Raw genomic sequence first — 25,572 nt, 5'->3', positions numbered from 1 at the left:
GTATGCGAACCTGCTGTGGGCTCGCTGTCAGCGGACCGCCGCCCGGGACATCAGGCCCCGACGTACGCGGCGAGATGCTCGCCGGTCAGGGTCGATCGTCCCGCCACCAGGTCCGACGGTGTCCCCTCGAAGACGATCCGGCCGCCGTCGTGGCCCGCGCCCGGACCGATGTCGATGATCCAGTCGCCGTGGGCCATCACCGCCTGGTGGTGCTCGATCACGATCACGGACTTGCCCGAATCGACGAGGCGATCGAGCAGGCCGAGGAGCTGTTCGACATCGGCGAGGTGCAGGCCGGTGGTCGGCTCGTCCAGCACGAGGACCCCACCCTTGTCGCCCATGTGGGTGGCCAGCTTGAGGCGCTGGCGCTCGCCACCGGAAAGGGTGGTCAACGGCTGCCCGAGGCCCACGTACCCCAGTCCCACGTCGTGCAGGTGCCCGAGGATCTTGTGCGCGGCCGGGATCTTCGCCTCGCCGTCGGCGAAGAAGCCGAGCGCATCGGCGACCGGCATGGCGAGCACCTCGCTGATGTCCTTACCGCCGAAGCGGTACTCGAGGACCGCGGCCTGGAACCGTCTGCCCTCGCATTCCTCGCAGGTGGTGGAGACGCCGGCCATGATGCCGAGGTCGGTGTAGATCACGCCGGCTCCGTTGCAGGCCGGGCACGCGCCCTCGGAGTTCGCACTGAACAGGGCGGGCTTGACACCGTTGGCCTTCGCGAAGGCCTTGCGGATGTGGTCGAGCAGGCCCGTGTACGTGGCGGGGTTACTGCGCCGACTGCCCTTGATCGGGGTCTGGTCGACGGTGACCACGCCCCCGCGAGGGCTGATCGAGCCGTGGATGAGCGAGCTCTTGCCGGAGCCCGCGACCCCGGTGACCACCGTGAGCACGCCGAGCGGCACGTCCACGTCGACGTCCTGGAGGTTGTGTTCGTTCGCGCCGCGCACCTCGAGCACGCCCGACGGTGACCGCACGGCGTCCTTGAGCCGGGCCCGATCGTCGAGGTGCCGGCCCGTCAGGGTGTCCGCCTTCCGGAGACCGTCGACGGTGCCCTCGAAGACGATCTCGCCTCCCGCGGTGCCCGCCTTCGGCCCGAGATCGACGACGTGGTCGGCGATGGCGATCGCCTCGGGTTTGTGCTCGACGACGAGGACGGTGTTGCCCTTGTCGCGCAACCGGAGCAGGAGATCGTTCATGCGGGCGATGTCGTGCGGGTGCAGGCCGATGGTCGGCTCGTCGAAGACGTAGGTGATGTCGGTGAGCGAGCTGCCGAGGTGGCGGATCATCTTGGTGCGCTGCGCTTCGCCGCCCGACAGGGTGCCGGCGGGACGGTCGAGCGAGAGGTAGCCGAGACCGATCTCGACGAAGGAGTCGAGGGTGAACTGCAGGTTCTCGATGAGTGGCGCGACCGACGGGTCCCGCACCCCGCGGATCCATGCGGCGAGGTCGCTGATCTGCATGGCGCAGCAATCGGCGATGGACGTGCCGTTGATCTTCGAGGACCGGGCGAGTTCGGAGAGGCGCGTGCCGTCGCACTCCGGGCACACGCTGAACGCCACGGCGCGCTCCACGAACGCCCGGATGTGCGGCTGCATGGCGTCGACGTCCTTGGACAGGAAGGACTTCTGGATCTTCGGAACGATGCCCTCGTAGGTGAGGTTGATCCCTTCCACCTTGATCTTGGTGGGTTCCTTGTAGAGCAGATCGTTCAGCTCGCGCTTGGTGTACTTCGCGATCGGTTTGGCGGTGTCGAAGAAGCCGCTGCCGCGGTAGATCCGGCCCTGCCAACCGTCCATGCTGTAGCCGGGAATGGTGAACGGGCCGTCGTCGAGCGACTTCGAGTCGTCGTACAGAGCGGTGAGGTCGATGTCGGTGACGGAGCCGCGGCCCTCGCACCGCGGGCACATACCGCCGGTGATGCTGAAGCTGACCTTCTCCTTGACCTCGCGGCCGCCCTTCTCGTGCTTGACGGCGCCGGCGCCGCTCACGGACGCGACGTTGAAGGAGTACGCCTGGGGCGATCCGATGTGCGGATCGCCCAGCCGGCTGAACAGGATCCGGAGCATCGCATTGGCGTCGGTGGCGGTGCCGACCGTGGACCGGGGGTCGGAGCCCATCCGTTCCTGGCCGACGATGATCGCGGTGGTGAGGCCGTCGAGGACGTCGACGTCGGGCCGGGCGAGTGTGGGCATGAAGCCCTGCACGAACGCGCTGTAGGTCTCGTTGATGAGGCGCTGGGACTCCGCGGCGATCGTGCCGAAGACGAGCGAGCTCTTACCGGAACCGGAAACCCCGGTGAACACGGTCAGGCGGCGCTTGGGGAGCTCGATGCTGACGTCCTTGAGGTTGTTCTCGCGCGCCCCGTGGACACGGATCTTCTCGTGACGGTCGGCGACGTGCGGGACGGACTGCGGCATGAACGCTCCTGATGACCTCGTGCTGCGACCCGCTCAGCGTACCGACGCGCGACTCTTGCGCCGGGCACTGCTGGACGCCGAGAACAGAAAAGTCGGGCACGCCCGTGGCGCGCCCGACTTCGTGGACGGGTGGTGGATCAGCCGTTGTACTCGGAGAGCGAGACCTCGCTCCACTTGTATCGGTTGCCCGGGGTGAGGGTGGCGCGGCCGAAACCCTCGAGATCCTCGAAACCGCTCCAGTTGTCGCCGCCGTCCGTCAAACCGAAGGCGTACACGTCGGTGCCGAGCAGGTGCTGCACGCCGACGGTGTAGCCCTCGACGTTGGCGACCAGCATCGGCATGCGGTGCATGTCGACCATGAGGTCGTTGTCCTCGGGGTTGAACGAGATGAGCTTCTCGCCTGCCGCCGACAGCTTCCACTCGATCTTGTCGGCCGGGCCGTCCTTCGTGGAGAAGTCCAGCAGCTCCGCAAGACGGAGGGCGCAGTCGGCGCTGTAGGTGGCGATCAACGAGCCGGTCTGGCGCACGCGGCCTTCACGCTCGACACGCTGAGCACGGAGCTCCTCGTCGTGCTTGCGAACGAGTTCTTGCGCGCGCTTGAGGACGGAGAGGTCTTCATTGGTCATGGTGTTAACAATAGCGTTATCCGACCACCGATGGTTAATGTTCTGATCGCCCGCGCGCGTGTCGCGGTCAGATTCTCCTGAGAGTCGATGACGCCCGCTAACGGGATGCCGCACCCGAGCGGCCGCTGCGTGTGCGAATCGAGATCCGGCAGAGGCGATCTGGCGGAAGTGCACGAACGACTCCCGGTGCGCCGCCCGTCGCGCCGCACGCGGATCGGGCGAGCTGTCGATCATGTCAATCAAATCGATCATTCGCGAAATGGAATCTATGGCCATTTGTCGCGTATCGGAACTCGCGAGGGTCGACATCGGACGTCCGACATTCGTGCCGATCAGCGCGAACTGATCGGTGTCCAGTAACGAGACGTCGGCCCGCGATAGCGGCGACGCCTCTTCTCGACGATGCCTTGCCATGAATTCCTCCTCGTCGCGCCGCGCCGTCCGGACGGGGCCGAATCCCGTCACTTCTCAGGCCGCGTTGTCACACGCGTCACAAGAGTAGAAGAAGAATGCTTGCGACTGCAATACCCGAAGACGCTCGCCGATCCGACGTCGTGCACACCGCCGACCCGCCGGCTCCTGGCCGACAACTTCGACGGGCTCGACGCGCACCACACGACAGGGGGCGGATGACCGAGCCGTCGGCGCAGGCGCGCGTCAGCTCGACACCACCGCCCGGGGGAGGAAGCGGACCAGGCGCGACGCGGCGGGTTCGCCGGGTGCGAGGTGCGGCTGCTCGTAGAGCACCCGCGCGGTACCCGAGACGTGCAAGCCCGCGCCACCGGGGAAGTACATCGCCGCATCCGAGTCGGATTCGAGGTTGCCGAGACTGTTGAAGACGTTGTTGCCCGGATAGTCCGGCCACCACAGCTCGGCACCGTCGAGCCGCACGAACCCGGGCGAGCCGCCCCGATGCGACGCGTCCGGGCCGCGGAGCGGATGCGTCGTTCCGAGAATGAACGTGCCCGCCCGCGCGAGGACGGCGCGGTGGACCGGCGTCAACGACGGGGTTCGCTGCGTCGACGTCGCGGCGGGGCGGGGGAGTTCACCATCGGCCTCCCGGTCGATGTACTGGGGACAGTTCCCGTACACCTGCTCGACGGTGACGCGCAGACCGTCAGGCCCGGAGTCCGTGAGGACCCCGTTCACCCTGAGCCTCCGGCGTGCCGCGAAGTCGATGAACAGAGCCCCGACCCGCTGGCCGGCGGCGAGGTCGTACAACGGATCGTCCGCACCCGGGGCCGCCCCGACGGTGAGCGTCGACGCCTCACCGTGACAGAAGCCCGGGAGCCCACGGACCGGAGAGGTCCACAGCATGCCGGATCCGTCTCTGGCGGTGAGGAAGACCGCGGACCGCGCGGCGGTGAACCGCACCATTCCGGGGCTGAAGACGCGCTGCTCCAGCATTCGGGCATGGCGGGCCGCCTGCGCCTCGAGTCCCGCGCGGTGATGGACGGCGCGCTCACCCTCGTGGAAGACGCCGCCGTGCGGGTCAGTCGAAGAAGCCACAGGACGGGGCGGCGCCGGCGACGGCATCCTCGGTCGATACGCCGTCGGGTGCACAGATTTCCAGCCGGACACCGTCGGGGTCGAGGAAGAAGAACCCACCCGACGAGAAGGCGTCGCTGTGCGGAATGATCTCGCCGCTGTAGAGAAGCTCGACCCCGGCGGCCTGGACACGAGTACGCAGCGCTTCCACCTCGTCGACGGTGTCGACGTGCAGCGCCAAGTGGTGCAGGCCGGGGGTCGCGGTGGAGAATCGGCCCTCACTCTGCTCCCAGAGGGTGATCGCGAGCTTGTCGAGGAAGATCTCCGACGTGACGGCCGGATCGCCGAGGAAAGCGAACCGCCGACCGTCCTCGTCGGACCGGGCGAGCACCTCGAACCCGAGAACCTCCTGGTAGAAGGCAATGGATCGCGGGAGATCGGTGACATTGACGCCGATGTGACCGGTATGCAGTGGCATGATTGCTCCTAAGATCAAGGGACGGCGGCTAACCGCCTTGAGTATGTATAGCAGGTTAGTGATGGGTGGATCGGCGAGTTCGGCGGATTTCGTGTTCCTCGGCGGCGACGTGTCGCTGGATCTCGTGAACACGACGATCGTGCTCAACGGGCGCTTCACCGACCTCCTGACCACTCCGCAGCGACTGTCCGAGTGGATCGCGGCAGCCGGCCTCGCACCGAGCGCCTCGGCGAGGCTCGGGACTGACCTTCACGGCCGGGTCATCGAGCTACGTGAAGCCATTCGGTCCGCCTGCACGGCGCTTATCGACGGCGCGGCGATCCCTGGAGAGGCGCTCGACGTACTCAACGAGGCGCTGCGGTCGGTGCCCGTGCCCGAACTACGACAGGACGACGGCACTCTCACCCTGGAGCCCCGGGTCGACCTGGACCGCGACCCCGAGACGCTCCTCGGGATCCTGGCACAGCACGCGGCAGAGGTGGTCAGCGGCGATCGAGCGGACCGCCTCCGACGCTGCGACAACCACGACACGTGCACGTTGCTGTTCATGGACACCTCGCGCAGCCGGAGCCGCCGCTGGTGCAGCATGGAACTCTGCGGCAACCGCCACAAGGTGGCCGCGCATCACGCCCGCGCCGTCAGCAACCGAATCCGACGCTGATCGGTAGGCGGGCCGATCGTGCGTTATTACGTCACTGTGACGTAATAACGGCGAACGGGGCCGGAGCGCGGCTTGCACGCGACTGACAGGAGAGGTGCCACCGCATGCCTGAGCCTGAAGTCTGATCGGACCACAGCCGACGCCGCCCGGCGGAATCAGCGCAGCGAACGCACGAGATCGAACGAGGGCGACATCGTTGGGACCCGCATATCTGCGGGGCACCAGTCGCGGCGACGAGGATATGTCAGAGGGACGACGCACCGAGACGCCAGTGAACACCGCCGCGGCCGCTCGCCTGTTCCGCCAGGTCTCCGTTTCGCCGATAATCTACATTATGACATTACGCGTGAAGAACACCTCGCTCCCGCCGGCGTGACCGTCAGCCCTCCTCGGCGCCAGGTGCATCGCACGTAGCGGACACCAAGCACCCGTTAACCGACTGCGCGCACCCTGGCCACCATGATCCGTCGATCCGGCACGTGGTGTCTGTTGGAGTTCCACAAGCAGCCCGGCGCACAGTTCCTGCACGCCGAGCACCCGCTGCCGGATCTCGACGAAAGCATCCTCCGCCCCGCCTTGCATCCCGGCCACGGACCGCTCAGCATGCTGGGCGGATCGTGGCCGATACCGGAACAACTACTGCAGTCGATCGCCGCCACACACCTCCCCACGGTTCGCTTCGACAACAGTCGTTACAGCTACGACATCGAGTTCGGTTTCGAGGGTGCACCCGACGACACCGCCTGCCCCCTGGGACATCCCCGCTACGACCTCGATGCCGATCATGCCCACCGGCCCTACGAGCTCCTCATCGCTGAGCCGCGCGAATTCGCGTTGGGCGCCAAGCGGCCCTACTACTACGACCCCGACATTCGTGCGTACCGGTGGATCTGCGATGTCTGCGCGACCCCCATGGGTGATCCATGGAGAGCCTAGCCCTGAAGTTGCCCGAAGTATACGCTGTGAACATCAGTGGAGTGCGCGACGACGCACGAGACCCCCCAAGAACTGCGGACAGGAGGCACGGCATGGGCAGGTTGATCTACGCGACGAACGTCTCTCTCGACGGGTACATCGAGGATGAGAACGGCGATTTCGCCTGGCTCCCCGGCGACGACGACGTCTTCGGGGCCCACACCGATCTCATGCGCTCCGCGGCCGTACTCCTGTACGGGCGGCGTCTCTACGACATGATGTCCGCCTGGGAGACCGACGCGTCGCTCGCGGCCCGCTCCCCTGCGTCCGCCGACTTCGCCGCCGCCTGGCACGCGCCGGAGAAGGTGGTCTACTCGACGTCGATCACCGAAGCCTCGACGGTCCGGACGCGCATCGAGTCACGATTCGATCCCGCCCAGGTTCGGAGCCTCGTACGGAACATCGACGGAGATCTCCTGATCGGCGGCGCCGATCTCGCCTCCCAGGCCTTCTCGGCGGGCCTCATCGACGAGGTTCGATTGTTCGTCCTGCCACTCATCGTCGGTGGCGGCAAGCCCGGGCTCCCGACCGGAGCGCGCGTCGACCTCGAACTGACCGACCACCACCTCTTCACCAGCGGCGTCATCGCCCTCCGGTACCAACCGCGGTGCGGGCCGCCATCATCCAACTGACCGCGACACCGGCACCGACGACCATGGCCATACCGACGATCGCGAGCACGTCGAGACTCTGGTGCAGGAAGGTGGCCCCCACCACCGCGCCGACGACGGGATCGAGGCCGAAGAGCAGAGCGATCATCGCCGCCGAGGCGCGTGCCGCCGCGACCGCGTCACACGTGTACGACACCACGACGCCGAAGAACGCCGCCGCTAGCAAGAGCGCGGCGGTGCGAACATTCAGCTCGCCGAGCGCGCGGAACCACAGGGGCGCCGTGGCGGCGGCCGCGATGGCGACCGCGAGCGCCACGCGGGACAACGGCTGATGCTGGCGCCCGACCCGTTCCGCCAGGACCGCATAGCCCGCGAAGCACAGCCCCGCGGCCAGGCCGAAGCCGACGCCCACCAGGTCGACACCGCTCCCCTGGCCCGCCATCAAGACGACCCCGGCGAGTGCGATCGGCGCGCAGCACCGCTCCCGCCACCGTTTCGCGAGAACGAAAGCCAGACTGCACGGGCCGAGGAAGTCCAGGGTCACCGCGACACCAAGGGCGAGCCTGTCGATGGCCTGGTAGAGGCACAGGTTCATCACCGCCATGACGACTCCGAAGGCGATGATCGCCCGCCACTCGCGCACGGTCACCCGCCGAGGGTCGGGACGCGTGAGAGCACACATCATCACCGCCGCACCGGCCATTCGTAGGCCGGACGCGGGCACGGGCCCCGCTCTGCCGAAGGTCTGCAGCGACAACGCCGACGAGGTCTGCGTGCTCACCGCACTGACGAGCATCGTGGACGACGATTCCACATGGCTACGAAGGCGCATGGCAACGACACCTCACTGGATCGGATTCCGCCGAACACAAAGGCCGGCGGCTGCCCCACCACAGTATCGTTACTTATGCGAAACACTAGAGTGACATTGTCCACATCAGCGCGATGCGGCACCGACGGTCGTCAGTGGTTGCGCAGTGCGTCGATCAGGTCGGCTTTGCGCTTCGACGAGTATCCGGAGAGTCCGAGTTCCTTCGCACGCGCCTTCAATTCGTCGACGGTCCAGTCCTCGTACCGGCCCGCACGACCGCCGGCCGCGCCCACCGCGGAGCGTCCACGGTCCGCGGCCGCGTTCGCGATGCGGGCGGCCTTCTCCTTCGAATCGCCTTCGTCGCGCAGCTTCTCGTACAGCTCATCGTCCTTGACCGACGGACCCGGATCCTTTCTCGCCATACTTCCGACCGTACGCGCACAGCGAGATGTGCACCACAGCGCTCGCACCTCCGGGTGCGCTAGAAATACTGAATGCCGCTAACGATCAGTGCGCTTCCTCGAGCCCGCCCCGTCACCGAGATGGGCCGGCAACGCACCGTCCTCGCCGGGGTCCTGCTCGGGTCGACCGCGCTCTACTTCCTCGCCGAGCTCGTCGTCTCGCTGCGGTGGCCGCGCCCTTACGACTGGTCGCACAACATGATCAGTGATCTTGGGGTCCCCGAGTGCCTCGGCGAGCTCAGTCGTGACGGCGGGCTCGCCGTCGCCGACCGCTTCGTCTGCTCGCCGTGGCATTCCGTGATGAACACCGCGTTCGTCGTGGTCGGGGCGGTTGGTTTCGCCGCGGCCGTGGCTCTGCGGCCCGTGCTCCCCCGCCCGTGGGGCGCCGTCACACTGGGACTGGCGGCGGTGAACGGCGTCGCCCTCGCCTGCGTGGGCCTGTTCCCGGGGAGCGCCGGCGAGTTCCCCCACGGTCCACGAGCGCGGATCGTCGTGCACCCGATCGCGGCCTACGTCGAGCACGTCACAGGGCTCGCACTGATGGCCGTCGCGGTGCTCCTCCTGTTGCGCACGCGGACGGGGCTCGCAGCCTTCACAGCTCTGTTGATCGCCGTCTCCGGCATCGCCGCATTGGTCATCCCCTGGGCGAACCCGCTGGGGGCGGGCGGGACCGAACGCGCGGCGATCGACCCGTTCCTGTGGTGGCGGTGCATCCTCGGTGTCGCGCTGCTCGTCCTCGCCCGACGGTCGCGAACAATCGGAACGGCTCGCCCTTGACCTGACGCGTCCGAAGGCGTCTTCGCGGGCATCACCGGACACGCGACCCGGCGTTCTGCTCGCGGACCGCATCGTCGTCGCGAACGGCGTCGAGATCATCCCCATGCCCGGCCACGCACCTAGGAGCACGCTTCGCGGGCGAACGCGATGCCCACACCGTCGACCCGGCCGAGTGGAGATGTACGGGCGCGGCGACCGCCCAGCGCCTGACCTCCGGTGTGCTGAGCTGCCGATTCAGTTCAGCCGCTCGGTGAGGTGCACGACGACTTCGTCGCCGTCCGTCTTGCCGATCGTACGGCGAATGGCTGCGGAGACAGGGAGCTTGTGCGTCCCGTCGCCGAGGGCCATGAACGACGAGGTGAAGGGCTCGCCGTCGACGGTGCCGGCGACCTTCACCAGGCCGCGGGTGCCGAAGATCTCGGCGGAATCAGGCAACTGCACGCACGTCCAGGTATCGCCCTCGCGCACCTTCCCGAGGACTGCGGTGAACGTGATGTCGATCGGTCCCGCGGTGTCCGCCATGGTTCCGCCCTTCTAGATCCCGGCCGGGACGACCTTGCCGTTGACGGCCACCTCGACCTTGCCGGTCTGCGTGTTGAAGCTGATCTTCCCGTGTTCGAAGGTGGTCTGCTTGACCGCTCCGGACGTGGTCTCGTCGCTGGTCACGGCGCCCAGCGGTCCGGCGGAGCCGTTCTTGCCGTCCTGCGCGGGCTTACCGTCCGGGCCGCGCTCGATGTTCCAGGCGTCCCGGATGCGACCCCACGTGATGTAGGCGGGCGTACCGGCGGCAGCGCTCTTCGCGGTGATCACGCCACCCTTGAACTGCTGGAAGATCACGCCGCTATCGCGCGTGCCGGCGTTGTGATCGCCCGTGAGGACGACCCCCAGCGAGGCGCGCTGGGCGGCCGTGGCCGCCGAGTACTTCGCGGCGATCGGACCCGTCAGCGTCACCTCGCTGCCGTCCGCTCCCTTCACCTTCACCGAGCCCGGCGCCGCCTTCCCGGACGAGCCCGCCGCGGCCGAGCCCGAGGCCGGCGCCGCTGCCCCCGACGAGTGCGCCGCCGAGAACGGAACGGAGGAACCCGCCGCGGTCGTGGTGGCCGATGTGGCCGCCGCTGACGTGACGGCCACATCGCTGGAGCCGCTGTCACCGCACCCCACGACGGCCAGTGACAACGCTGCCAGACCTGCGACGACGCCGACCATCCGCCGATCTGCGAACTTCCTCATGGGGTCCTTCCGGTCTGCCTTCGAGTCGTTCGAGCGACCGTGCGAGAACCGCTCGTGGACCGACCCTAACCGCCCCGGGCCGATCGAGAGCTCACTTGCGACGAGTGCGACGAAGTCACCCTCCGTCGGCGAAGGACACCGCCGATCCCAGCGGCAGCTGAGCCAGACGATCGAGATCAGCCTCGGCGACGACAGCCAGCACCGGGTAACCGCCGGTCGTCGGGTGGTCGACCATGAAGACCACCGGCTCTCCGGATGGTGGTACCTGGATCGCGCCCGGCACGAGCGCCTGGCTCCGGACCTCGCCGTCGGCCCGCGCCAGGGGTCGCCCGGTGAGCCGGACTCCGACGCGGTCGCTCTGCGGCGTGACCTCCCACTCCTCGTCGAGCAGGTGCTCCCAGGCACCGTCGGGGAAGAGCTCCGCATCGGGCCCCGGAGTCACGCAGAGCACCGTCGGGCGGCTCCCGTCGGGAACAGGGAGTGCGGTCTCGGGCGCCCCGACGACGGTCCGCGGCGCCCGCCCGACGGGCAGGACCACGCCGGCCGTGATCAGATCGGGACCGAGGTGGGCGAGCGTGTCGGTGCTGCGGCTGCCCAGGACGGGCGGGACGTCGATGCCGCCGCGGACGGCGATCACGACGCGCAGGCCCGCGGTCACGGGTCCGACCTCGAGGAGGTCACCGTCGTCGAGGGCGAAGGGCCGCCCGCGCTCGACGGTGCGCCAGTGCCCGTCGGGAGTCTCCACGACGAGTTCGGCCTCGGCGCCGGACACGGCGACGACCTGCTCCCCCACGGCCACCAGTTCGACACCACCGCCGGCGTTCTCGATACCCGCGGCGTGCTCCGGATTGCCGACGAGGCGGTTGGCCTGCCGCAGCGCCCCCCGATCAGCAGCGCCCGAGCCGGTGACCCCGATCGCCGCGTGCCCCGGCCGGCCGAGGTCTTCCACGAGGCTCTGCAGTCCGGTCGCGCGGACGCGCAGGCCCCTCGCCGGGGCCGGGCCGGGAGCGGACGGCGCGGGGGCTTGCGGCACGGCGACGCGCTCCCGGACCGCGGTGAACCGCACGCGGGTCCCGGGAACGAGGAGGGCCGGCGGGTCGCGATCGAGGCACCAGAGCTCGGCGTCGGTGCGGCCGATCAGCTGCCAGCCGCCGGGCGAGGTACGCGGGTAGACGGCGCTGTACTCCCCCGCCAGCCCGACGGCCCCTGCGGGCACCCGGACGCGGGGCGAAGCGCGGCGCGCGATCTCCGGCCCGGGCTCGGTCGACCGGAGGTAGGCGAATCCGGGCGCGAAGCCGAGGAAGCCCACCTGCCACAAGCGTTCGGTGTGCATCCGCACCACTCCGGCGGTATCGGTGCCGAGCAGCTCCGCCACATCCTGCAGATCCTCGCCGTCGTAGACGACGCCGATCTCGACAAGCGGACCGTCGGCGACGAGCGGCTCCGGTGGCGCCATCGCCGAGAGGACGCGCTCGGCCTCCCGAGCGAACCGGGCACCGTCGAACAGGACGGTGACCGTCTCGCCTCCCGGGATCAGCTCGCGCTGCCCGGGCAGCGGTTCGGCGGCCAGGTGGGCGCGCAGCGCTTCGACGGTGCCGGGCGTCACTCGGATGCGGACGGCCCGGGAGCCCAGGCGGCGGACATCAACGCGGGACATCGGCGCCGTCCGGTGCGTCTGCCAGCAGTTCCAGCTCCTCCTCGGGCGCGGGATCGCGTCCGATGCACATGCCGGCGACAGTGGCGACCGCCGTGACGGCGACGTAGCCGGCGATGATCACCCACGAGTCGGTCCAGCGGAACAGCACGGTGAAGATGAGTGGCGCCATCCCGCCGCCGACGACGCCGGCGAACGTGTAGGCCAGCGAGCTGCCCGCGTACCGCAGCCGGGCGGGGAACTGCTCGGTGATGAACGCCGCCTGTGGGCCGTACATCAGGGCGTGCAGGCACATGCCGACCACCACGCCGACGGTGAGCAGCACGCGGCTGCCCGACTGGATCATCAGGAACAGCACCGGAACCCACGCCGCGGTGAGCACGGCGCCGATGCCGTAGACCAGGCGCCGGTTGAAGCGGTCGGTGAGCGATCCGGCGAGCGGCATCACGAAGACCTGCACGGCCGATCCGGTCAGTACGGCGGTCAGGACGGCGCTCGTTGGGAAGTGGAGCTCCTTGGTGGCGTAGCTGGCGAGGAAGACGGTCAGCAGCGAGTACAGGACGTCCGGGCAGATCCGCGAGAGCGCCGCCGCGAGCAGCGCCCGCGGATGGCCGCGGAGCACCTCGGAGATCGGGGCCTTCGGCTGTTCGGCGCGCTCGGCGATGGCCTGGAAGACGGGAGTCTCCTCCAACCGCAGCCGGATGACGAGCCCGAAGACGACCAGGACAGCGGAGAGCAGGAAGCCGATGCGCCAGCCCCAGTCACGGAAGGCGTCCTCGCTGAGCACGGCGGCGACCAGGGCCAGCACACCGTTCGCCATGAGATTGCCGACGGGCACTCCGATCTGAGCGGCCGACGCCCAGAAACCGCGTTTACGCGGGTCGCCGAACTCACTGGAGAGCAGTACCGCGCCTCCCCACTCACCGCCGACGCCGACGCCCTGCGCGAACCGCAGCAGCACGAGGATCGTCGGAGCGACCACGCCGATGGTCCCGTAGCTCGGCAGGACGCCGATGAGCACGGTCGCGACGCCGATCAGGAGCAACGTCGCGACCAGGACGTTCTTGCGTCCGATCCGGTCACCGAGCCGACCGAAGACCACGCCGCCGATCGGGCGTGCGAAGTACCCGACGGCGAAGGTCGAGAAGGACAGGAGGAGCCCGATGAACGGGTCCTCGGCGGGGAAGAAGACATGGGGAAAGACGAGTGCCGAGGCGACCGAGTACAGCGCGAAATCGTAGTACTCGAGCGAGGTGCCGGTGAGGCTGGCGATGTAGGCCTTGACGGCGCCCCTCTGCGGCGCCCCGGTACCGGATTCGGTGGTGGACATGACGGGTCTCTTCTCGTTCGGACGGTCAGGCGGCGTGGGGTCGGATGTCGATAGCGTTGTCCGCCAGGCGGTCGCGGATCGCGCGGGCGAGCGCCACCGCGCCGGGGCTGTCGCCGTGGACGCACACGGTGTCCACCTCGAGCGGGACGACGGTGCCGTCGGCCGCGATCACGGTGTTCTCCCGGGCCATGCGGAGCACACGGTCGGCGACCGCCGCGGGGTCGTGCAGGACGCTGCCCGGCTCCGAGCGCGGCACGAGCGTGCCGTCGGACATGTAGGCGCGGTCGGCGAAACCCTCACGCACCTTCCGGATTCCTCGGAGATCGGCCAGGCGCAGCACCACGGAACCCGGCGGGCCGACGACGGCGAGGTCGCCCGCCGCAACGACGCCGGCGAGCACCGCCTCCGCCTGGACCGGGTCGTGCGCGATCCGGTTGTACAGGGCTCCATGGGGTTTCACGTAAGACACTTCCACCCCCTCGCCCCGCGCGATCGCCGTGAGAGCGCCTATCTGGTAGAGCACGTCGTCCGCGAGGTCATCGGTATCGACGTCGAGCGCGCGGCGACCGAAGCCCTGCAGGTCGCGGTAGCCGACGTGCGCTCCGATCGCGACGCCCGCGGCGGCGGCCGCGCGGCAGGTGCGCCGTGCCGTCGACGGGTCGCCTGCGTGGAAACCGCAGGCGACGTTGGCACTGGTGACGAGCTGGAGCATCGCCGCGTCGTCGCCGAGCGTCCACTGACCGAAGGACTCGCCGACATCGGCGTTCACGTCGATCTGCATGGGAACCCTTCCGCTGAATGTGATCCACACCATAGACGATTGTTGAACAATCTGCCACACCTTTCGCGCCGATTTGTTCAACAAAATGTGTCGATCTCCGTACGATCGGGTCCGTGAGCACCGGACGACAGCGCGGCCACGCGGCCACGGACGCGACGAACGACCTGCGGCGGGCGATCGTCGAGGGCGCTCTCCGCCCCGGCGATCCCCTCCGGGAGGAGCGCCTGGCCGCAGAGCTGGGCGTCTCACGGAACACCCTCCGCGAGGCGATGCGGACGCTCGCCCGCGAGGGGCTGATCGTGCACGAGGCGAACCGCGGCGCCCGGGTCACCACACCCACGCGCACGTCCGTACGGGACATCTACCTCGTGCGGCGCACCGTCGAACCGCCCGCGCTGCGCACCGCGGGACCGGATCACCCCGCCGCCGTCCGGATGCGGGACGCCGTCGCCTCAGCCCAGGTCGCGGCGAGCCGCGGCGATTGGCAAGCGGTCGGCACCGCCGACCTCGAGTTCCACCGTGCCATCGTCGGGCTCAGCGACAGCCCCCGGCTCGACGCGGTCCTCGACTCGATCCTGGCCGAACTGCGCCTCGCCTTCGGCGCCATCGCGGACCCCGAGTTCCTGCACGCCCCGTTCCTCGACGACAACGTGATCATCCTCGAGACCTTCGAGCGCGGCCGAGGCGACGAGGCGGCCGCACTCCTCGAGGAGTACCTGCTGCGATCCGAGCGGACGCTGTTCGACTCCCCCGCGTCCTGACCCGGTTACCGCTCCGTGACCAGCTTCGCACCGAAGCCGATGAGGGCGATGCCGGCGAGTCCGTCGAGCAAGCGGCGCGTCCGCGGGGTCTGCATCCACCGGGTAACGGTGCCGGCTGCGGCGATCAGGATGCCGCAGTAGAGCGCCGTCAGCGTGATGTACACGCCGCCGAGCGCGAGGGTCGTCCAGGTCACCGAGTAGCCGGTGGGCACGAAGGCCGGGAGCAGGCTCACGAAGAGCACGCCGATCTTCGGGTTCAGGATGTCGGTGAGGAAACCCGCGGTGAATCCGGCTGTGCGCCAGGACTGCGCCGTCGAAGTCGGCGGCTGCTCCCCCAGGGCGGATCCGCGCACGACCGCGCGCAACGACTGGACACCCATGTAGATCAGGTACGCGGCCCCCAGGAACTTGAGGGCGGTGTAGCCGTACTCGCTGGCCTTGAGCATCGCCGAGAGCCCGAGCACCGCCGCCGCAACCCAGATCACGAGGCCGCTGAGCACCCCGAGGCTGGTCCGGATTCCCGTACCGCGACCGCCCTGCACGACGCCGCGGACCACCACGAGGGTGTCCGGGCCGGGCAGGATCACCATGAGCGCGGCAGCAGCGGCGAAGGAGAACAACGCGACGAGCATTCGATGATCTAAGCAGACGGTTCGAGCTACCAGAAAGTCACTGCGGCCCGCCTGCACACCGGAATTCGTCCCCATCGACCCGTTGTTAGGATTGCTAGCAGCCCACCGCCGATCACGAAGGCATCGCCCTGTCCCACTCATACTCCCGCGCCGCCGTCGCCGTCCTGTGCGCCGCGGGGATCGTGGTCGCACTGATGCAGACCATCATCGTGCCGCTGATCCCCCAGCTGCCCGACCTGCTCAACACGACACCGTCGAACGCCTCGTGGACACTGACGATCACTCTGCTCGTGGGTGCCGTCGGCACGCCCATCGCGGGCCGCCTGGGCGACATGTTCGGCAAGCGTCGTGTGCTCCTCGGGAACATGGGCGCGGTCGCCCTGGGCTCCGCCGTGTGCGCCCTCTCGACGGCGCTCGCCCCGTTCCTCCTGGGCCGGGGCCTGCAGGGACTCGGCATCGGCGCGATCGCGGTCGGCATCAGCATTCTGCGCGACATCGTGCCCGCGCGACAGCTGGGCTCCGCCGTCGGAGCGATGAGCGCGTCGCTGGGTGTGGGCGGCGCGCTGGGACTTCCGTTCGCGGCGTCGATCGCCCGCCATATCAGCTGGCACGCCCTGTTCTGGATCTGCGCGCTCGCCGCGGTCGTCTGCGCGGCGGCCATCCTGCGGTTCGTCCCGGAGGGTCCGTCCGACGCCGGCGGCCGGTTCGACGTGGTCGGCACGTTCGGCCTCACGGCCGTCCTCACGTTCGTCCTGCTCCCGCTGTCCAAGGCCTCGGAGTGGGGCTGGACCGGCCCGCTGACGCTCGGCATGTTCGCGGCGTTCGCGGTCTCGGCGGTCGCGTGGTGGCGCTACGAGCGCCGCACCCCGAACGCGCTGATCGACGTCGACACCCTGGTGAGTCGGCCCATCCTGCTCACCAACATCGCCTCCGTCGCCACCGGTTTCGCCTTCTACGCCATGCAGATGATGCCGATCCAGATGCTCATGGCGCCCGAACAGGCGCCCGCCGGCCTCGGGCTCGACATGGTGCCGGCGAGCCTCGTGCTCATGCCGACGGGCCTGGTGATGTTCGCCTTCTCCTACGTCAGCTCGTGGATCACCGATCGGCACGGGGCGCGCCTGTCCCTCGCCATCGGCGGCGTCGTGATCGGCGGCGGCTACCTCGTGCTGCTGGCCGCGCTCGCCGGTCCGTGGCGGATCGACTGGTTGTGGATCCTCGCCGCCAGCGCCCTGGTCGGGGCCGGCCTCGGGATCGCCTACTCCGCGATGCCGGCGCTCATCATGTCCGTGGTGCCGGTCTCGCAGACCGGCGAGGCCAACGGGGTCAACGCCCTCATGCGCTCGGTCGGCACGTCCATGGCGACGGCCGTCGTCGGCATGGTGCTGACCGGCGCGACGGTGGTGACGGCCACCCCGATGGGGTCCGTGCGGACACCGTCGGCCGGCGCCTACGAGGTCACGGTCCTGATCAGCCTGGCCGTGTGCGCACTGGCGGTCCTCTGCTCCCTCGCCATCCCCCGCCGCCGGGCGACCGCCTGAGGTCACCGGGCTGTTAGGTTGACGTGGTGCCGATCACGCCGGCCACGCTCTCCCGCGAGCACAGGGGCACCGTGTACGCTGCCGCCGAGTTCCTCGCGCGGGTCATGGAATAAGGAGAAGAGACCATGAAGGACTTCCACGGCAAGGTCGCCGTCGTCACCGGGGTCGCGTCCGGCATGGGCCGCGAGCTCGCCCTCGAGCTTGCGCGCCAGGGAGCGAAGCTCTCGTTGTGCGACTACGACCCCGCGGGTCTGGAGAAGACCGCGGCAGAGGTCAGGGCTCTGGGCGCGGAGGTGCACACCAAGGTCGTCAACGTGGGTGAGCGCGAACAGATCCTCGCCTACGCCGACGAGGTCGCCGAGCACTACGGCGTGGTCAACCTGGTCTTCAACAACGCCGGCATCGCGCACCACGCGAGCGTCGAGAAGACCTCCTTCAAGGACTACGACCGCCTGATGGACGTGGACTTCTGGGGCGTCGTGAACAGCTCGAAGGCCTTCCTACCCCACCTCATCGCCTCCGGTGACGGCCACATCACCAACACCAGTTCGCTCTTCGGGCTGATCGGCGTGGGCGGCCAGAGCGCCTACAACGCCGCGAAGTTCGCCGTCCGTGGCTTCACCGAGGCCCTGCGGATCGAAATGCTCGCGAGCGGGCACAACGTGGGCGTGAGCTGCGTGCACCCGGGCGGCATCAAGACCGACATCTGCAACAACGCGACCGTCGGCGAAGGCCAGGATCAGGCGTCGTTCGCGGACTTCTTCAACAAGCACCTCGCCCGCACGGAGGCGGACGCCGCGGCGCGGACGATCCTGCGCGGCGTGAAGAAGAACCACGGCCGGATCCTGATCGGCCCCGACGCGGTGGCGCTGGACCTGCTCGCCCGCGTCACCGGCTCCGGCTACCAGCGGATCATGTCCTTCGTCGACTCCCAGCAGTCGCGGTTCCTGTAGCCGGGCGGCGCCCGGCGCGATCACTTCGCGAGGCGCTCGCGGAGCCAGCCCACGATCGACGCCACGGCCTCGGCGTCCAACTCCCGCCCCTCGGCGTTGTACGCCCCCGCGACCACACCCGGTACGAGGTCGGCGCGGGACGCGTTCTCGTGCTTGAGCACATGGTCGGCGTCCGCGGGGTAGGCGAAGCGCACGTCGCGCCCCACGGCGGCACGCTCGAGCGGCCCACCGTCGAGCACGGGGTCGACCTGGACGTCCTTGCCGCCGATGACCACGAGCACCGGCAGGTCGAGCCCGGCGAGCAGGGCGGCGCCGTCGGCGGACCACAGCTCCCGCGCGAAGAGCAGGTTCGCGGGGGTTTCGAGGGATTCGACGAGCGTCCGGATGCCCTCGGGCAGTGCCGGGTCCGGCCGCGCGGGCTCGCCGTCGCGGAACCGGGCGACGGCCTCGTCGTAGGCGCGCAGAATCGCCTCGCCGTCCGCGAGCCCCGCGACCTGCGCCCCGATCTGGGTGCGCGCCACCGCCCCGACGGAACGTCCCGGCGCACCCGTCAGCACCAGTCCCGCGAACCGCGGAACCGTCCGCGCGAGCGCACGGTTCATCAGGTGCAGGGTGCCCTCGCTGTTGCCGAGGCCGACCATCCGCGTGGCATCGACCTCCGGCCGCCCCGCGAGCGCGGCCACCGCGCCGTCGAGCTCGTCGAGGTGACTGCGCATGCTCATCCGGCCGATCAGCACCGGCATGACCTCGCGGACGTGGGGGCCGGACGCCCTCTTGTCGTAGCGGACCGTCGCGAACCCGGCCGCTGCGAGCGCCTCGGCGAGCAACCGCCCGCTGCCGTTCGATCCCGGGAGAAGGGGCGAGTTCCAGTCGCGGTCCGTGGGGCCACTGCCGGCGACGAGGACGACTCCGGGGAACGGGCCCGGGCCGTCGGGCAGCCCGACGGTCCCGTGCACCGCGATGCCGTCGACCTGCCAGGAGACGTCGTGACTACGCATGCGGTCGACACTACGGGGTCGGGAACGCCCGGAACGTCCTCCGGGCGCAGACACGGAACGGGCACCGTCGACGTGGGTCGACGATGCCCGTTCCCTCCGGTCGATCAGGAGTCGAGCGACTCCAGGTCCGCGTTGAAGGTGGCGCTCGGGCGCATCACCTTCGCCATCTTCTCGGGATCCGGGTAGTAGTAGCCGCCGATGTCGGCGGGCTCGCCCTGCACCGCGCGCAGCTCCTCCACGATGGTGGCCTCGTGCTCGGTGAGAGCCTTCGCCAGCGGCGCGAACTTCGCCGCCAGCTCCGGGTTCTCGGTCTGCGCCGCCAGCTCCTGCGCCCAGTACAGGGCGAGGTAGAACTGGCTACCGCGGTTGTCGAGCTCGCCGGTGCTGCGCGACGGGGCCTTGTTGTTCTCGAGCAGCTTGCCCGTCGCGGCATCGAGGGTGGTGGCCAGGACCTTCGCGGCCGCGTTCTCGTTCTTGATGCCCACGTCCTCGAGGCTGACCGCGAGCGCGAGGAACTCGCCGAGCGAATCCCAGCGGAGGTGGTTCTCCTCCGTGAGCTGCTTGACGTGCTTGGGCGCCGAGCCGCCGGCGCCGGTCTCGTACATGCCGCCGCCCGCCATGAGGGGGACGATCGAGAGCATCTTGGCCGAGGTGCCGAGCTCGAGGATCGGGAACAGGTCGGTGAGGTAGTCGCGCAGGATGTTGCCCGTCGCGGCGATGGTGTCGAGACCGCGCATGGCCCGCTCGAGGGTGTAGCGCATGGCGCGCACCTGCGACATGATCTGGATGTCGAGGCCCTCGGTGTCGTAGTTCTTCAGCTCGGCCTTGACCGCCTTGATGAGCTCGTTCTCGTGCGGACGGTACGGATCCAGCCAGAACAGCACGGGCATACCGGAGTTGCGGGCGCGGTTGACCGCCAGCTTGACCCAGTCGCGGATCGGCGCGTCCTTGACGGTGCACATGCGCCAGATGTCGCCGGCCTCGACCTCCTGCGAGAGGATGACCTCGCCCGTGGCGTTGTCCACGATGTTTGCGGTGCCCGCGGCGGGGACCTCGAAGGTCTTGTCGTGGCTGCCGTACTCCTCGGCCTTCTGCGCCATGAGGCCGACGTTCGGGACGGTGCCCATGGTGCGCGGATCGAAGGCGCCGTTGGTCTTACAGAAGTTGATGATCTCCTGATAGATGCGGGCGAAGGTGGACTCCGGCATCACGGCCTTGGTGTCCTTGGGGCGGCCGTCGGCACCGTACATCTTGCCGCCGGCGCGGATCATCGCGGGCATCGAGGCGTCGACGATGACGTCCGACGGCGAGTGGAAGTTGGAGATGCCACGGGCCGAGTCGACCATCGCCAGCTCCGGCCGGTGCTCGTGGCACGCGTGCAGGTCCTTGACGATCTCCTCGTGCTTGGACGCCGGGAGAGTCGCGATCTTGTCGTACAGGTCGCCGAGGCCGTTGTTGACGTTCACCCCGAGCTCGTCGAAGAGCTCCTGATGCTTGGCGAAGGCGTCCTTGTAGAAGACCTTGACCGCGTGACCGAAGACGATGGGGTGCGAGACCTTCATCATCGTGGCCTTGACGTGCAGCGAGAACATGACGCCGGTCTCGTAGGCGTCCTGCATCTGCTCCTCGTAGAAGTCGAGCAGGGCCTTCTTGCTCATGAACATCGAGTCCATGACGTCACCCGCGCCGAGCTTGACGCTCTGCTTGAGCACATGGGTCTGGCCGTCCGCGGTGACGAGCTCCATGCGCAGGTCGCGCTCGCGATCGAGCGTCGTGGACTTCTCGCCGTGGTAGAAGTCGCCGTGCTTCATGTGCGCGACGTGGCTGCGCGAGGCCATCGACCACTCGCCCATGCTGTGCGGGTTCTTGCGTGCGTACTCCTTCACGGCGCGCGGAGCGCGGCGATCGGAGTTGCCTTGGCGCAGCACGGGGTTCACGGCGCTGCCGAGGATCGTCGAGTAGCGGGTCGCGATGTCGCGCTCCTCGTCGGTCTTGGGCTCCGAGGGCAGATCGGGGATGTCGTAGCCCTTGCTCTGGAGCTCCGCGATCGCGGCGAGCAGCTGCGGGACCGAGGCGCTGATGTTCGGGAGCTTGATGATGTTCGCAGCCGGGTCCTGGGTCAGCTCGCCGAGGGCGGCCAGGTTGTCGGGCACCTTCTGCTCGTCGGTCAGGCGCTCGGGGAAGGTGGCCAGAATGCGCGCGGCGACGGAGATGTCGCTCGTCTGCACGTCGATGCCGGCGGGCCCGGCGAAGGCGCGGATGATCGGCAGGAACGACGCGGTGGCCAGAAGTGGGGCCTCGTCGGTCAGCGTGTAGATGATGGTCTGCTGCTGCGCACTCATGTGTGTTTGCTTCTCCCGAATGTCTTGGTCGGTCGACTCTGTACGAACTGCTCTGTCTGTCTCCATGTAACGGTTCCTCCATTATCCTCCCCCACGGCGACGGCCCGCGACGGCAGTCCGGCAAACGGGGCGCGCCCGTCCCGTTTACGCTGTCGCCATGGCCGGAGGACTCGCTGCTCTACTCGACGACATCGCCGCACTCGCGCGCCTCGCGGCGGCGTCGGTCGACGACGTGGCCGCCGCGGCCGGGCGCGCGAGCGTGAAGGCGGCGGGCGTCGTCGTCGACGACACGGCCGTGACGCCCCGCTACGTGCAGGGCATCAAGCCCGAGCGCGAGCTCCGCATCGTGGCGCGGATCGCGAAGGGCTCGCTCCGCAACAAGCTGGTCTTCATCCTCCCCGCGATCCTGCTGCTGAGCTGGCTCGCACCGTGGGCGCTCACGCCGATCCTCATGCTGGGAGGCACCTACCTCTGCTACGAGGGCGCCGAGAAGATCTGGGAGAAGATCGCCGGTCACGAGGAGGCCGCGGAGTCGGGCACCGGCCAGGCCGTCGACGAGGACGTCGTGGTCAGCGGCGCGATCCGCACGGACTTCATCCTCTCGGCCGAGATCATGGTGATCGCGCTCAACGAAGTGGCGAGCGAGGCGCTGTGGGCCCGCGCGCTCATCCTCGTCGTGGTCGCGATCGTCATCACCGCGCTGGTCTACGGCGTCGTGGGCCTCATCGTGAAGATGGACGATGTGGGTCTCGCCCTCGCGCAGCGTCCGTCCGAGTTCAGCCGCAAGGTCGGCACCGCGATGGTCAAGGCGATGCCGATCGTCCTGAGCACGCTGGCGAACATCGGCATCGTCGCCATGTGCTGGGTCGGCGGGCACATCCTGCTCGTCGGGCTCGACGAGCTCGGCGTCCCTGGTCCGTACGGCGTGGTGCACCACCTCGAGGAGGCGGCGCACGACGCCACCGGCTCCTTCGGCGGCGTCGTCGGCTGGCTCGTCAACACCGCCGGTTCGGCCGTCTTCGGGCTCGCGGTGGGCGCGGTCGTCCTGCTCGTCGTGGGTCTGATCGGCAGGCTCCGAGGCGCCCCCGCGGCGCACTGAGCGCTACCGCACGGGCACGACGACACGGGTCCGCAGCTCGGGCTCGGGCACGGTCCGCGGGTCGTCGAGATAGACGTTGAAGTGGTGCGTCGCAGGATCGTCGATGGTCCGCGCGAGGGTCAGGCCGTGCGCCGCGGCGTACTGACCGATGAGTTCGTGCGCACGCGGGATCGCCTCTGCGTAGGGCCCGATGACCACCGCTTCGACGGCCCGGGTGGCCGGAGCGTCGATGACGGCCAGCGGAGCCGCGACGACGGTCCCGGGCGGCGCCTCGACGAAGACGGATTCGTCCACATCGGATTCGCGGAACTCGTCGTCGTGCTCGATGCAGCCGCCCGGCCCCGTCATCGCGATGCCCTGTTGCTCGAGGGCGGGGAGGAAGCGTTCCCACAGCCGCCCTTCCCCCGCGTAATCGGGGACGACGCCGCGCAGCGCGACGATCGTGCGGGCGGGAAGGTCGATCTCGGAGGCGATCTCGGTCATGGTGGGCTCCTGGATGAGGGTGTCGATGAGGCGGAGCCGCGCCGCGGCGTCGTCGGCGGCCGCGGCGAGCTCGAGCCGCTGCGCGCGCAGGGCATCGTCGAACGCCGGGGTGCCGCGGACCGCCAGCAGGGCTCCGATGGCGGACACGCCGAATCCCACGTCGCGCAGCCGGCGGATCGCGGCGGCATCGGTCAGCTGCGTTCCGTCGTACCGGCGGTGCCCGGTCAGCGCGTCGACCGCCGCGGGCACGAGGACGCCGTGGGCGTCGTAGTGGCGCAGCATGCGCACGCTGATCCGGCTCAGTGAGGAGAACCTGCCGATCGGCATGAGATCCGGGGTGTCGGTCACGGGCCCCACCCTGCCTCCTGACACGGTGTGAGGATCAAGCCCCGGCGTCGGACGGCTGCGCGCCTGCGCGTGCGGCACCCTCCGCGAGGAGGAACTGGGCGCCCGTGTAGGTCGCCATGACGGCGCCCTCCATCCAGGCGGGCGGATCGGTGAGCACGAACTTGCGCATGCCCAGGATGGAGTCGCTGAGCAGGAACAGGCCGGCCCCGGCGAGGATCGCGCGGCGGGCGTCGGCGGGGACCTGGGGGCCGAGCACCGTCGCCGCGGCGGCGGTACCGCTGAGCACGGCGGAGTAGCCGGCGAGCACGGGGGCGAGCGCCGGTGCGGTCCGGTACGCGGCGATCAGCGTCCGCGGCGCACCCACGGCCCACGCCGCGGCCACCGCAGCCGGCTTCACCAGGGTGGCGTCCGGATCGCGCTGGGCCAGCAGCCCGCTGATGTAGGCGGCGTGCCCGGTGGCGAAGGCGCTCGCGCCGCACGCGAAGTGCGTCGGCTCATCGCCGAGCAGCGCGACGTCGCCGACCCAGCCCGCGGCCTGGCCCGCGAGGGTGGAGCGTCGTAGCGGCGAGCGCCGGGCCCGGGGGTCGGTCACGAACGATGCGGCCAGGATCGGCAGCAGGAGCGGCTTGGTGAACCGCCGGGTGCGATGGTGCGAGGGCTTCGCGGACGCCGACAACGTGGTGTCGACGGCGGCGACGGCCGCGTACGCGAGCTTGAGGACGGCGCTGGCACGAGTCACCGCGCCAATCTATCCGTAGGCTCGTCCCGTGAGCAGCGACACCGTGCACGCCGGACCGAAGCCGGACGAGGGCCGCATCCGGGTCCCCCTCGACCTCGACGCCGTGACCGACATCGGTACCGAGGACCACTCCGACGTGGATCGGCGTGCTGTGGAACGGGTCTGGCTCGCCGCGCGCTCGTGGTACGCCGCCGGGATGCAGCCCGCGATCCAGGTGTGCGTGCGCCAGGGCGGCCGGGTCGTGCTGAACCGGGCGATCGGTCACGCGCGCGGCAACGGTCCCGACCTGCCGTCGAACCGAGACGACGCGCCCGCGCCGGTCCCGGTCACCGTCGCCACCCCGTTCTGCACGTACTCCACGGCGAAGGGCGTGGCGGTCACGGTGCTGCACCGCCTGATCGAGCGCGGGGACCTGTCACTGGACGCGCACGTGTGCGACTACATGCCGGAGTTCGTCTCGGACGGCAAGGATCGGATCACGGTGCGGCACGTGCTGACCCACAGCGCCGGCATCCCGATCAACACCGGGCCCCGGCCCGACCTGAAGCGCTCCGAGGAGAGCGCCTACACGCGCGAGATGCTGGCGAACATCAAGCCGGTCTACTCCCCGGGCCGGCTCCACTTCTACCACGCGCTCACCTGGGGACCCCTCGTCCGCGAGCTCGTCCTGGCCGCCACCGGGCGGACAATCCGGGAGATCGCCGCGACCGAGATCCTCGATCCCCTGGGCTTCCGCTGGACCAACTTCGGCGTCGCGCCGGAGGAGGTGGACAGCGTCGGGCTGAGCTACGCGACCGGTAGACCCGCACCTCCCGCGATCGAGGCCGCCTTCCGGAAGGTGGTGGGCGGCACCATGCAGCAGATCGTCCCGATGTCGAACTCTCCGCAGTTCCTGACCGGGATCGTGCCCTCGTCGAACCTGGTCTCGAACGCGGACGAACTGTCGCGGTTCGCCGAGATCCTCCGCCGCGGCGGAGAGCTCGACGGGGTGCGGGTACTGCGACCGGAGACGCTCGCGGCCGCCACCCGGCAGGCCCGACGCCTACGACCGGACTTCGCCACCGGCGGCGCGCCGCTGCGCTGGGGCACGGGCTACATGCTCGGGTCGCGGCGGTTCGGCCCGTTCGGACTGCAGGCGGCTCAGGCCTTCGGGCACACGGGGCTGACGGAGATCGCGATGTGGGCCGACCCCGAACGGGACCTCGCGGCGGCGGTGGTGTCCAGCGGCAAGCCCGGCTCGCACCCCGAGGCGAAGCGCTACCCCGCCCTTCTGGACGCGATCGCCCGGGAGTTCGGCGCGCACGGAAAGACCCTTCGATAGGCCCCGCCTAACGGTTCGATAGGGCTATCCACCAGCACTTTCGCGAATATCTTGA

Annotated in this window: 25 protein-coding genes; 9 read left to right on the top strand and 16 right to left on the bottom strand. The window is 69.4% G+C overall.

From position 1 onward, the window contains the following. Positions 1-50: 50 nt before the first annotated feature. The 4 genes from FK268_RS05420 to FK268_RS05405 form a co-directional block, all read right to left on the bottom strand. Positions 51-2,417 (bottom strand): ATP-binding cassette domain-containing protein, encoded by a 2,367-nt coding sequence (locus tag FK268_RS05420; RefSeq protein ID WP_146431995.1) that lies wholly within the window; start codon positions 2,415-2,417, stop codon positions 51-53. Positions 2,418-2,554: 137 nt separating this feature from the next. Beyond that, the gene (locus tag FK268_RS05415; RefSeq protein ID WP_146431993.1) at positions 2,555-3,457 is read right to left on the bottom strand and encodes a hypothetical protein; all 903 of its coding nucleotides are present in this window, start codon (positions 3,455-3,457) and stop codon (positions 2,555-2,557) included. A 243-nt stretch (positions 3,458-3,700) separates the two neighbouring features. After that, entirely contained in the window at positions 3,701-4,552 is an 852-nt protein-coding gene (locus FK268_RS05410) for a pyridoxamine 5'-phosphate oxidase family protein (RefSeq protein ID WP_205124452.1), read from the bottom strand. Beyond that, a complete protein-coding gene (locus FK268_RS05405) occupies positions 4,536-5,009 on the bottom strand; it encodes a VOC family protein (protein ID WP_146431990.1) in 474 nt (157 codons plus the stop codon). Before FK268_RS05405 ends, FK268_RS05410 begins: the two co-directional genes overlap by 17 nt. A gap of 61 nt (positions 5,010-5,070) precedes the next feature. On the opposite strand from FK268_RS05405, the gene FK268_RS05400 reads away from it, so the two are divergent. The 3 genes from FK268_RS05400 (at position 5,071) to FK268_RS05390 (ending at position 7,277) form a co-directional block, all read left to right on the top strand. After that, positions 5,071-5,670 carry a CGNR zinc finger domain-containing protein gene (locus FK268_RS05400; protein WP_158636048.1) on the top strand — a complete coding sequence of 200 codons (600 nt, stop codon included), beginning with the start codon at positions 5,071-5,073 and terminating at the stop codon, positions 5,668-5,670. Positions 5,671-6,129: 459 nt separating this feature from the next. Further along, complete coding sequence (locus FK268_RS05395; RefSeq protein ID WP_146431986.1) at positions 6,130-6,606, top strand: hypothetical protein; 477 nt, start codon at positions 6,130-6,132, stop codon at positions 6,604-6,606. Positions 6,607-6,698: 92 nt separating this feature from the next. Next, positions 6,699-7,277 carry a dihydrofolate reductase family protein gene (locus FK268_RS05390; protein ID WP_146431985.1) on the top strand — a complete coding sequence of 193 codons (579 nt, stop codon included), beginning with the start codon at positions 6,699-6,701 and terminating at the stop codon, positions 7,275-7,277. Here the strand turns inward: FK268_RS05390 and FK268_RS05385 are convergent. Then, entirely contained in the window at positions 7,228-8,088 is an 861-nt protein-coding gene (locus FK268_RS05385) for an EamA family transporter (RefSeq protein WP_146431983.1), read from the bottom strand. The genes FK268_RS05390 and FK268_RS05385 overlap by 50 nt on opposite strands. A 131-nt stretch (positions 8,089-8,219) precedes the next feature. Then, positions 8,220-8,489 carry a DUF7218 family protein gene (locus FK268_RS05380; RefSeq protein WP_146431982.1) on the bottom strand — a complete coding sequence of 90 codons (270 nt, stop codon included), beginning with the start codon at positions 8,487-8,489 and terminating at the stop codon, positions 8,220-8,222. 72 nt (positions 8,490-8,561) lie between these two features. Here FK268_RS05380 and FK268_RS05375 point away from each other — a divergent pair, with 72 nt between their 5' ends. Next, entirely contained in the window at positions 8,562-9,305 is a 744-nt protein-coding gene (locus FK268_RS05375) for a DUF998 domain-containing protein (RefSeq protein ID WP_146431980.1), read from the top strand. A gap of 234 nt (positions 9,306-9,539) precedes the next feature. Here FK268_RS05375 and FK268_RS05370 read toward each other — a convergent pair whose 3' ends face one another. The 5 genes from FK268_RS05370 to FK268_RS05350 all read right to left on the bottom strand — a co-directional run bounded on the left by FK268_RS05370 (position 9,540) and on the right by FK268_RS05350 (position 14,300). Then, positions 9,540-9,827 (bottom strand): DUF1905 domain-containing protein, encoded by a 288-nt coding sequence (locus FK268_RS05370; RefSeq protein WP_146431978.1) that lies wholly within the window; start codon positions 9,825-9,827, stop codon positions 9,540-9,542. 12 nt (positions 9,828-9,839) lie between these two features. Further along, positions 9,840-10,535, bottom strand: coding sequence for an LGFP repeat-containing protein (locus FK268_RS05365; RefSeq protein WP_146431977.1), 696 nt, complete (start codon positions 10,533-10,535; stop codon positions 9,840-9,842). A gap of 115 nt (positions 10,536-10,650) precedes the next feature. Then, positions 10,651-12,192, bottom strand: coding sequence for a 5-oxoprolinase subunit B/C family protein (locus tag FK268_RS05360; RefSeq protein ID WP_146431975.1), 1,542 nt, complete (start codon positions 12,190-12,192; stop codon positions 10,651-10,653). After that, complete coding sequence (locus FK268_RS05355; protein WP_146431973.1) at positions 12,179-13,519, bottom strand: MFS transporter; 1,341 nt, start codon at positions 13,517-13,519, stop codon at positions 12,179-12,181. Before FK268_RS05355 ends, FK268_RS05360 begins: the two co-directional genes overlap by 14 nt. A 25-nt stretch (positions 13,520-13,544) precedes the next feature. Beyond that, positions 13,545-14,300, bottom strand: coding sequence for a LamB/YcsF family protein (locus FK268_RS05350; protein ID WP_146431971.1), 756 nt, complete (start codon positions 14,298-14,300; stop codon positions 13,545-13,547). A gap of 113 nt (positions 14,301-14,413) precedes the next feature. On the opposite strand from FK268_RS05350, the gene FK268_RS05345 reads away from it, so the two are divergent. After that, positions 14,414-15,061: a GntR family transcriptional regulator gene (locus tag FK268_RS05345; protein WP_146431970.1), complete on the top strand. Its 648-nt coding sequence runs from the start codon at positions 14,414-14,416 to the stop codon at positions 15,059-15,061. A 5-nt stretch (positions 15,062-15,066) separates the two neighbouring features. Here FK268_RS05345 and FK268_RS05340 read toward each other — a convergent pair whose 3' ends face one another. Then, a complete protein-coding gene (locus tag FK268_RS05340) occupies positions 15,067-15,693 on the bottom strand; it encodes a LysE family translocator (protein WP_146431968.1) in 627 nt (208 codons plus the stop codon). Positions 15,694-15,821: 128 nt separating this feature from the next. On the opposite strand from FK268_RS05340, the gene FK268_RS05335 reads away from it, so the two are divergent. Together FK268_RS05335 and FK268_RS05330 are read left to right on the top strand one after the other, a co-directional pair. After that, positions 15,822-17,234 carry an MFS transporter gene (locus FK268_RS05335; RefSeq protein WP_146431966.1) on the top strand — a complete coding sequence of 471 codons (1,413 nt, stop codon included), beginning with the start codon at positions 15,822-15,824 and terminating at the stop codon, positions 17,232-17,234. Positions 17,235-17,359: 125 nt separating this feature from the next. Further along, a complete protein-coding gene (locus FK268_RS05330) occupies positions 17,360-18,187 on the top strand; it encodes an SDR family NAD(P)-dependent oxidoreductase (protein ID WP_146431965.1) in 828 nt (275 codons plus the stop codon). A 20-nt stretch (positions 18,188-18,207) separates the two neighbouring features. Here FK268_RS05330 and FK268_RS05325 read toward each other — a convergent pair whose 3' ends face one another. Together FK268_RS05325 and FK268_RS05320 are read right to left on the bottom strand one after the other, a co-directional pair. Beyond that, positions 18,208-19,185 carry an alpha/beta hydrolase family protein gene (locus FK268_RS05325; RefSeq protein WP_146431963.1) on the bottom strand — a complete coding sequence of 326 codons (978 nt, stop codon included), beginning with the start codon at positions 19,183-19,185 and terminating at the stop codon, positions 18,208-18,210. 104 nt (positions 19,186-19,289) lie between these two features. Next, a complete protein-coding gene (locus FK268_RS05320; protein WP_146431961.1) occupies positions 19,290-21,527 on the bottom strand; it encodes an NADP-dependent isocitrate dehydrogenase in 2,238 nt (745 codons plus the stop codon). Positions 21,528-21,684: 157 nt separating this feature from the next. Here FK268_RS05320 and FK268_RS05315 point away from each other — a divergent pair, with 157 nt between their 5' ends. Continuing rightward, positions 21,685-22,626 carry a DUF808 domain-containing protein gene (locus tag FK268_RS05315; protein ID WP_146431959.1) on the top strand — a complete coding sequence of 314 codons (942 nt, stop codon included), beginning with the start codon at positions 21,685-21,687 and terminating at the stop codon, positions 22,624-22,626. Between the two features lie 3 nt (positions 22,627-22,629). Here FK268_RS05315 and FK268_RS05310 read toward each other — a convergent pair whose 3' ends face one another. Together FK268_RS05310 and FK268_RS05305 are read right to left on the bottom strand one after the other, a co-directional pair. Beyond that, positions 22,630-23,457: a MerR family transcriptional regulator gene (locus tag FK268_RS05310; protein ID WP_146431957.1), complete on the bottom strand. Its 828-nt coding sequence runs from the start codon at positions 23,455-23,457 to the stop codon at positions 22,630-22,632. 34 nt (positions 23,458-23,491) lie between these two features. Next, positions 23,492-24,196: a lysoplasmalogenase gene (locus tag FK268_RS05305; protein ID WP_146431955.1), complete on the bottom strand. Its 705-nt coding sequence runs from the start codon at positions 24,194-24,196 to the stop codon at positions 23,492-23,494. Between the two features lie 28 nt (positions 24,197-24,224). Between FK268_RS05305 and FK268_RS05300 the strand changes: the two genes are divergently transcribed. Continuing rightward, the gene (locus tag FK268_RS05300) at positions 24,225-25,517 is read left to right on the top strand and encodes a serine hydrolase (protein ID WP_231706946.1); all 1,293 of its coding nucleotides are present in this window, start codon (positions 24,225-24,227) and stop codon (positions 25,515-25,517) included. The last annotated feature ends 55 nt before the right edge of the window (positions 25,518-25,572 follow it).

Source organism: Tsukamurella sputi, from assembly GCF_007858445.1.
GTDB classification, from domain to species: Bacteria; Actinomycetota; Actinomycetes; order Mycobacteriales; family Mycobacteriaceae; genus Tsukamurella; species Tsukamurella sputi.
This window is presented reverse-complemented; position numbering and strand designations above follow the sequence as displayed.

What these genes read in the sequence shown, in the direction of transcription:
- FK268_RS05420 (WP_146431995.1), bottom strand. Translation starts at nt 2,417, where the DNA reads ATGCCGCAGTCCGTCCCGCACGTCGCCGACCGTCACGAGAAGATCCGT.
- FK268_RS05415 (WP_146431993.1), bottom strand. Translation starts at nt 3,457, where the DNA reads ATGGCAAGGCATCGTCGAGAAGAGGCGTCGCCGCTATCGCGGGCCGAC.
- FK268_RS05405 (WP_146431990.1), bottom strand. Translation starts at nt 5,009, where the DNA reads ATGCCACTGCATACCGGTCACATCGGCGTCAATGTCACCGATCTCCCG.
- FK268_RS05400 (WP_158636048.1), top strand. Translation starts at nt 5,071, where the DNA reads ATGGGTGGATCGGCGAGTTCGGCGGATTTCGTGTTCCTCGGCGGCGAC.
- FK268_RS05395 (WP_146431986.1), top strand. Translation starts at nt 6,130, where the DNA reads ATGATCCGTCGATCCGGCACGTGGTGTCTGTTGGAGTTCCACAAGCAG.
- FK268_RS05390 (WP_146431985.1), top strand. Translation starts at nt 6,699, where the DNA reads ATGGGCAGGTTGATCTACGCGACGAACGTCTCTCTCGACGGGTACATC.
- FK268_RS05385 (WP_146431983.1), bottom strand. Translation starts at nt 8,088, where the DNA reads ATGCGCCTTCGTAGCCATGTGGAATCGTCGTCCACGATGCTCGTCAGT.
- FK268_RS05380 (WP_146431982.1), bottom strand. Translation starts at nt 8,489, where the DNA reads ATGGCGAGAAAGGATCCGGGTCCGTCGGTCAAGGACGATGAGCTGTAC.
- FK268_RS05375 (WP_146431980.1), top strand. Translation starts at nt 8,562, where the DNA reads ATGCCGCTAACGATCAGTGCGCTTCCTCGAGCCCGCCCCGTCACCGAG.
- FK268_RS05370 (WP_146431978.1), bottom strand. Translation starts at nt 9,827, where the DNA reads ATGGCGGACACCGCGGGACCGATCGACATCACGTTCACCGCAGTCCTC.
- FK268_RS05365 (WP_146431977.1), bottom strand. Translation starts at nt 10,535, where the DNA reads ATGAGGAAGTTCGCAGATCGGCGGATGGTCGGCGTCGTCGCAGGTCTG.
- FK268_RS05360 (WP_146431975.1), bottom strand. Translation starts at nt 12,192, where the DNA reads ATGTCCCGCGTTGATGTCCGCCGCCTGGGCTCCCGGGCCGTCCGCATC.
- FK268_RS05355 (WP_146431973.1), bottom strand. Translation starts at nt 13,519, where the DNA reads ATGTCCACCACCGAATCCGGTACCGGGGCGCCGCAGAGGGGCGCCGTC.
- FK268_RS05350 (WP_146431971.1), bottom strand. Translation starts at nt 14,300, where the DNA reads ATGCAGATCGACGTGAACGCCGATGTCGGCGAGTCCTTCGGTCAGTGG.
- FK268_RS05340 (WP_146431968.1), bottom strand. Translation starts at nt 15,693, where the DNA reads ATGCTCGTCGCGTTGTTCTCCTTCGCCGCTGCTGCCGCGCTCATGGTG.
- FK268_RS05330 (WP_146431965.1), top strand. Translation starts at nt 17,360, where the DNA reads ATGAAGGACTTCCACGGCAAGGTCGCCGTCGTCACCGGGGTCGCGTCC.
- FK268_RS05325 (WP_146431963.1), bottom strand. Translation starts at nt 19,185, where the DNA reads ATGCGTAGTCACGACGTCTCCTGGCAGGTCGACGGCATCGCGGTGCAC.
- FK268_RS05320 (WP_146431961.1), bottom strand. Translation starts at nt 21,527, where the DNA reads ATGAGTGCGCAGCAGCAGACCATCATCTACACGCTGACCGACGAGGCC.
- FK268_RS05315 (WP_146431959.1), top strand. Translation starts at nt 21,685, where the DNA reads ATGGCCGGAGGACTCGCTGCTCTACTCGACGACATCGCCGCACTCGCG.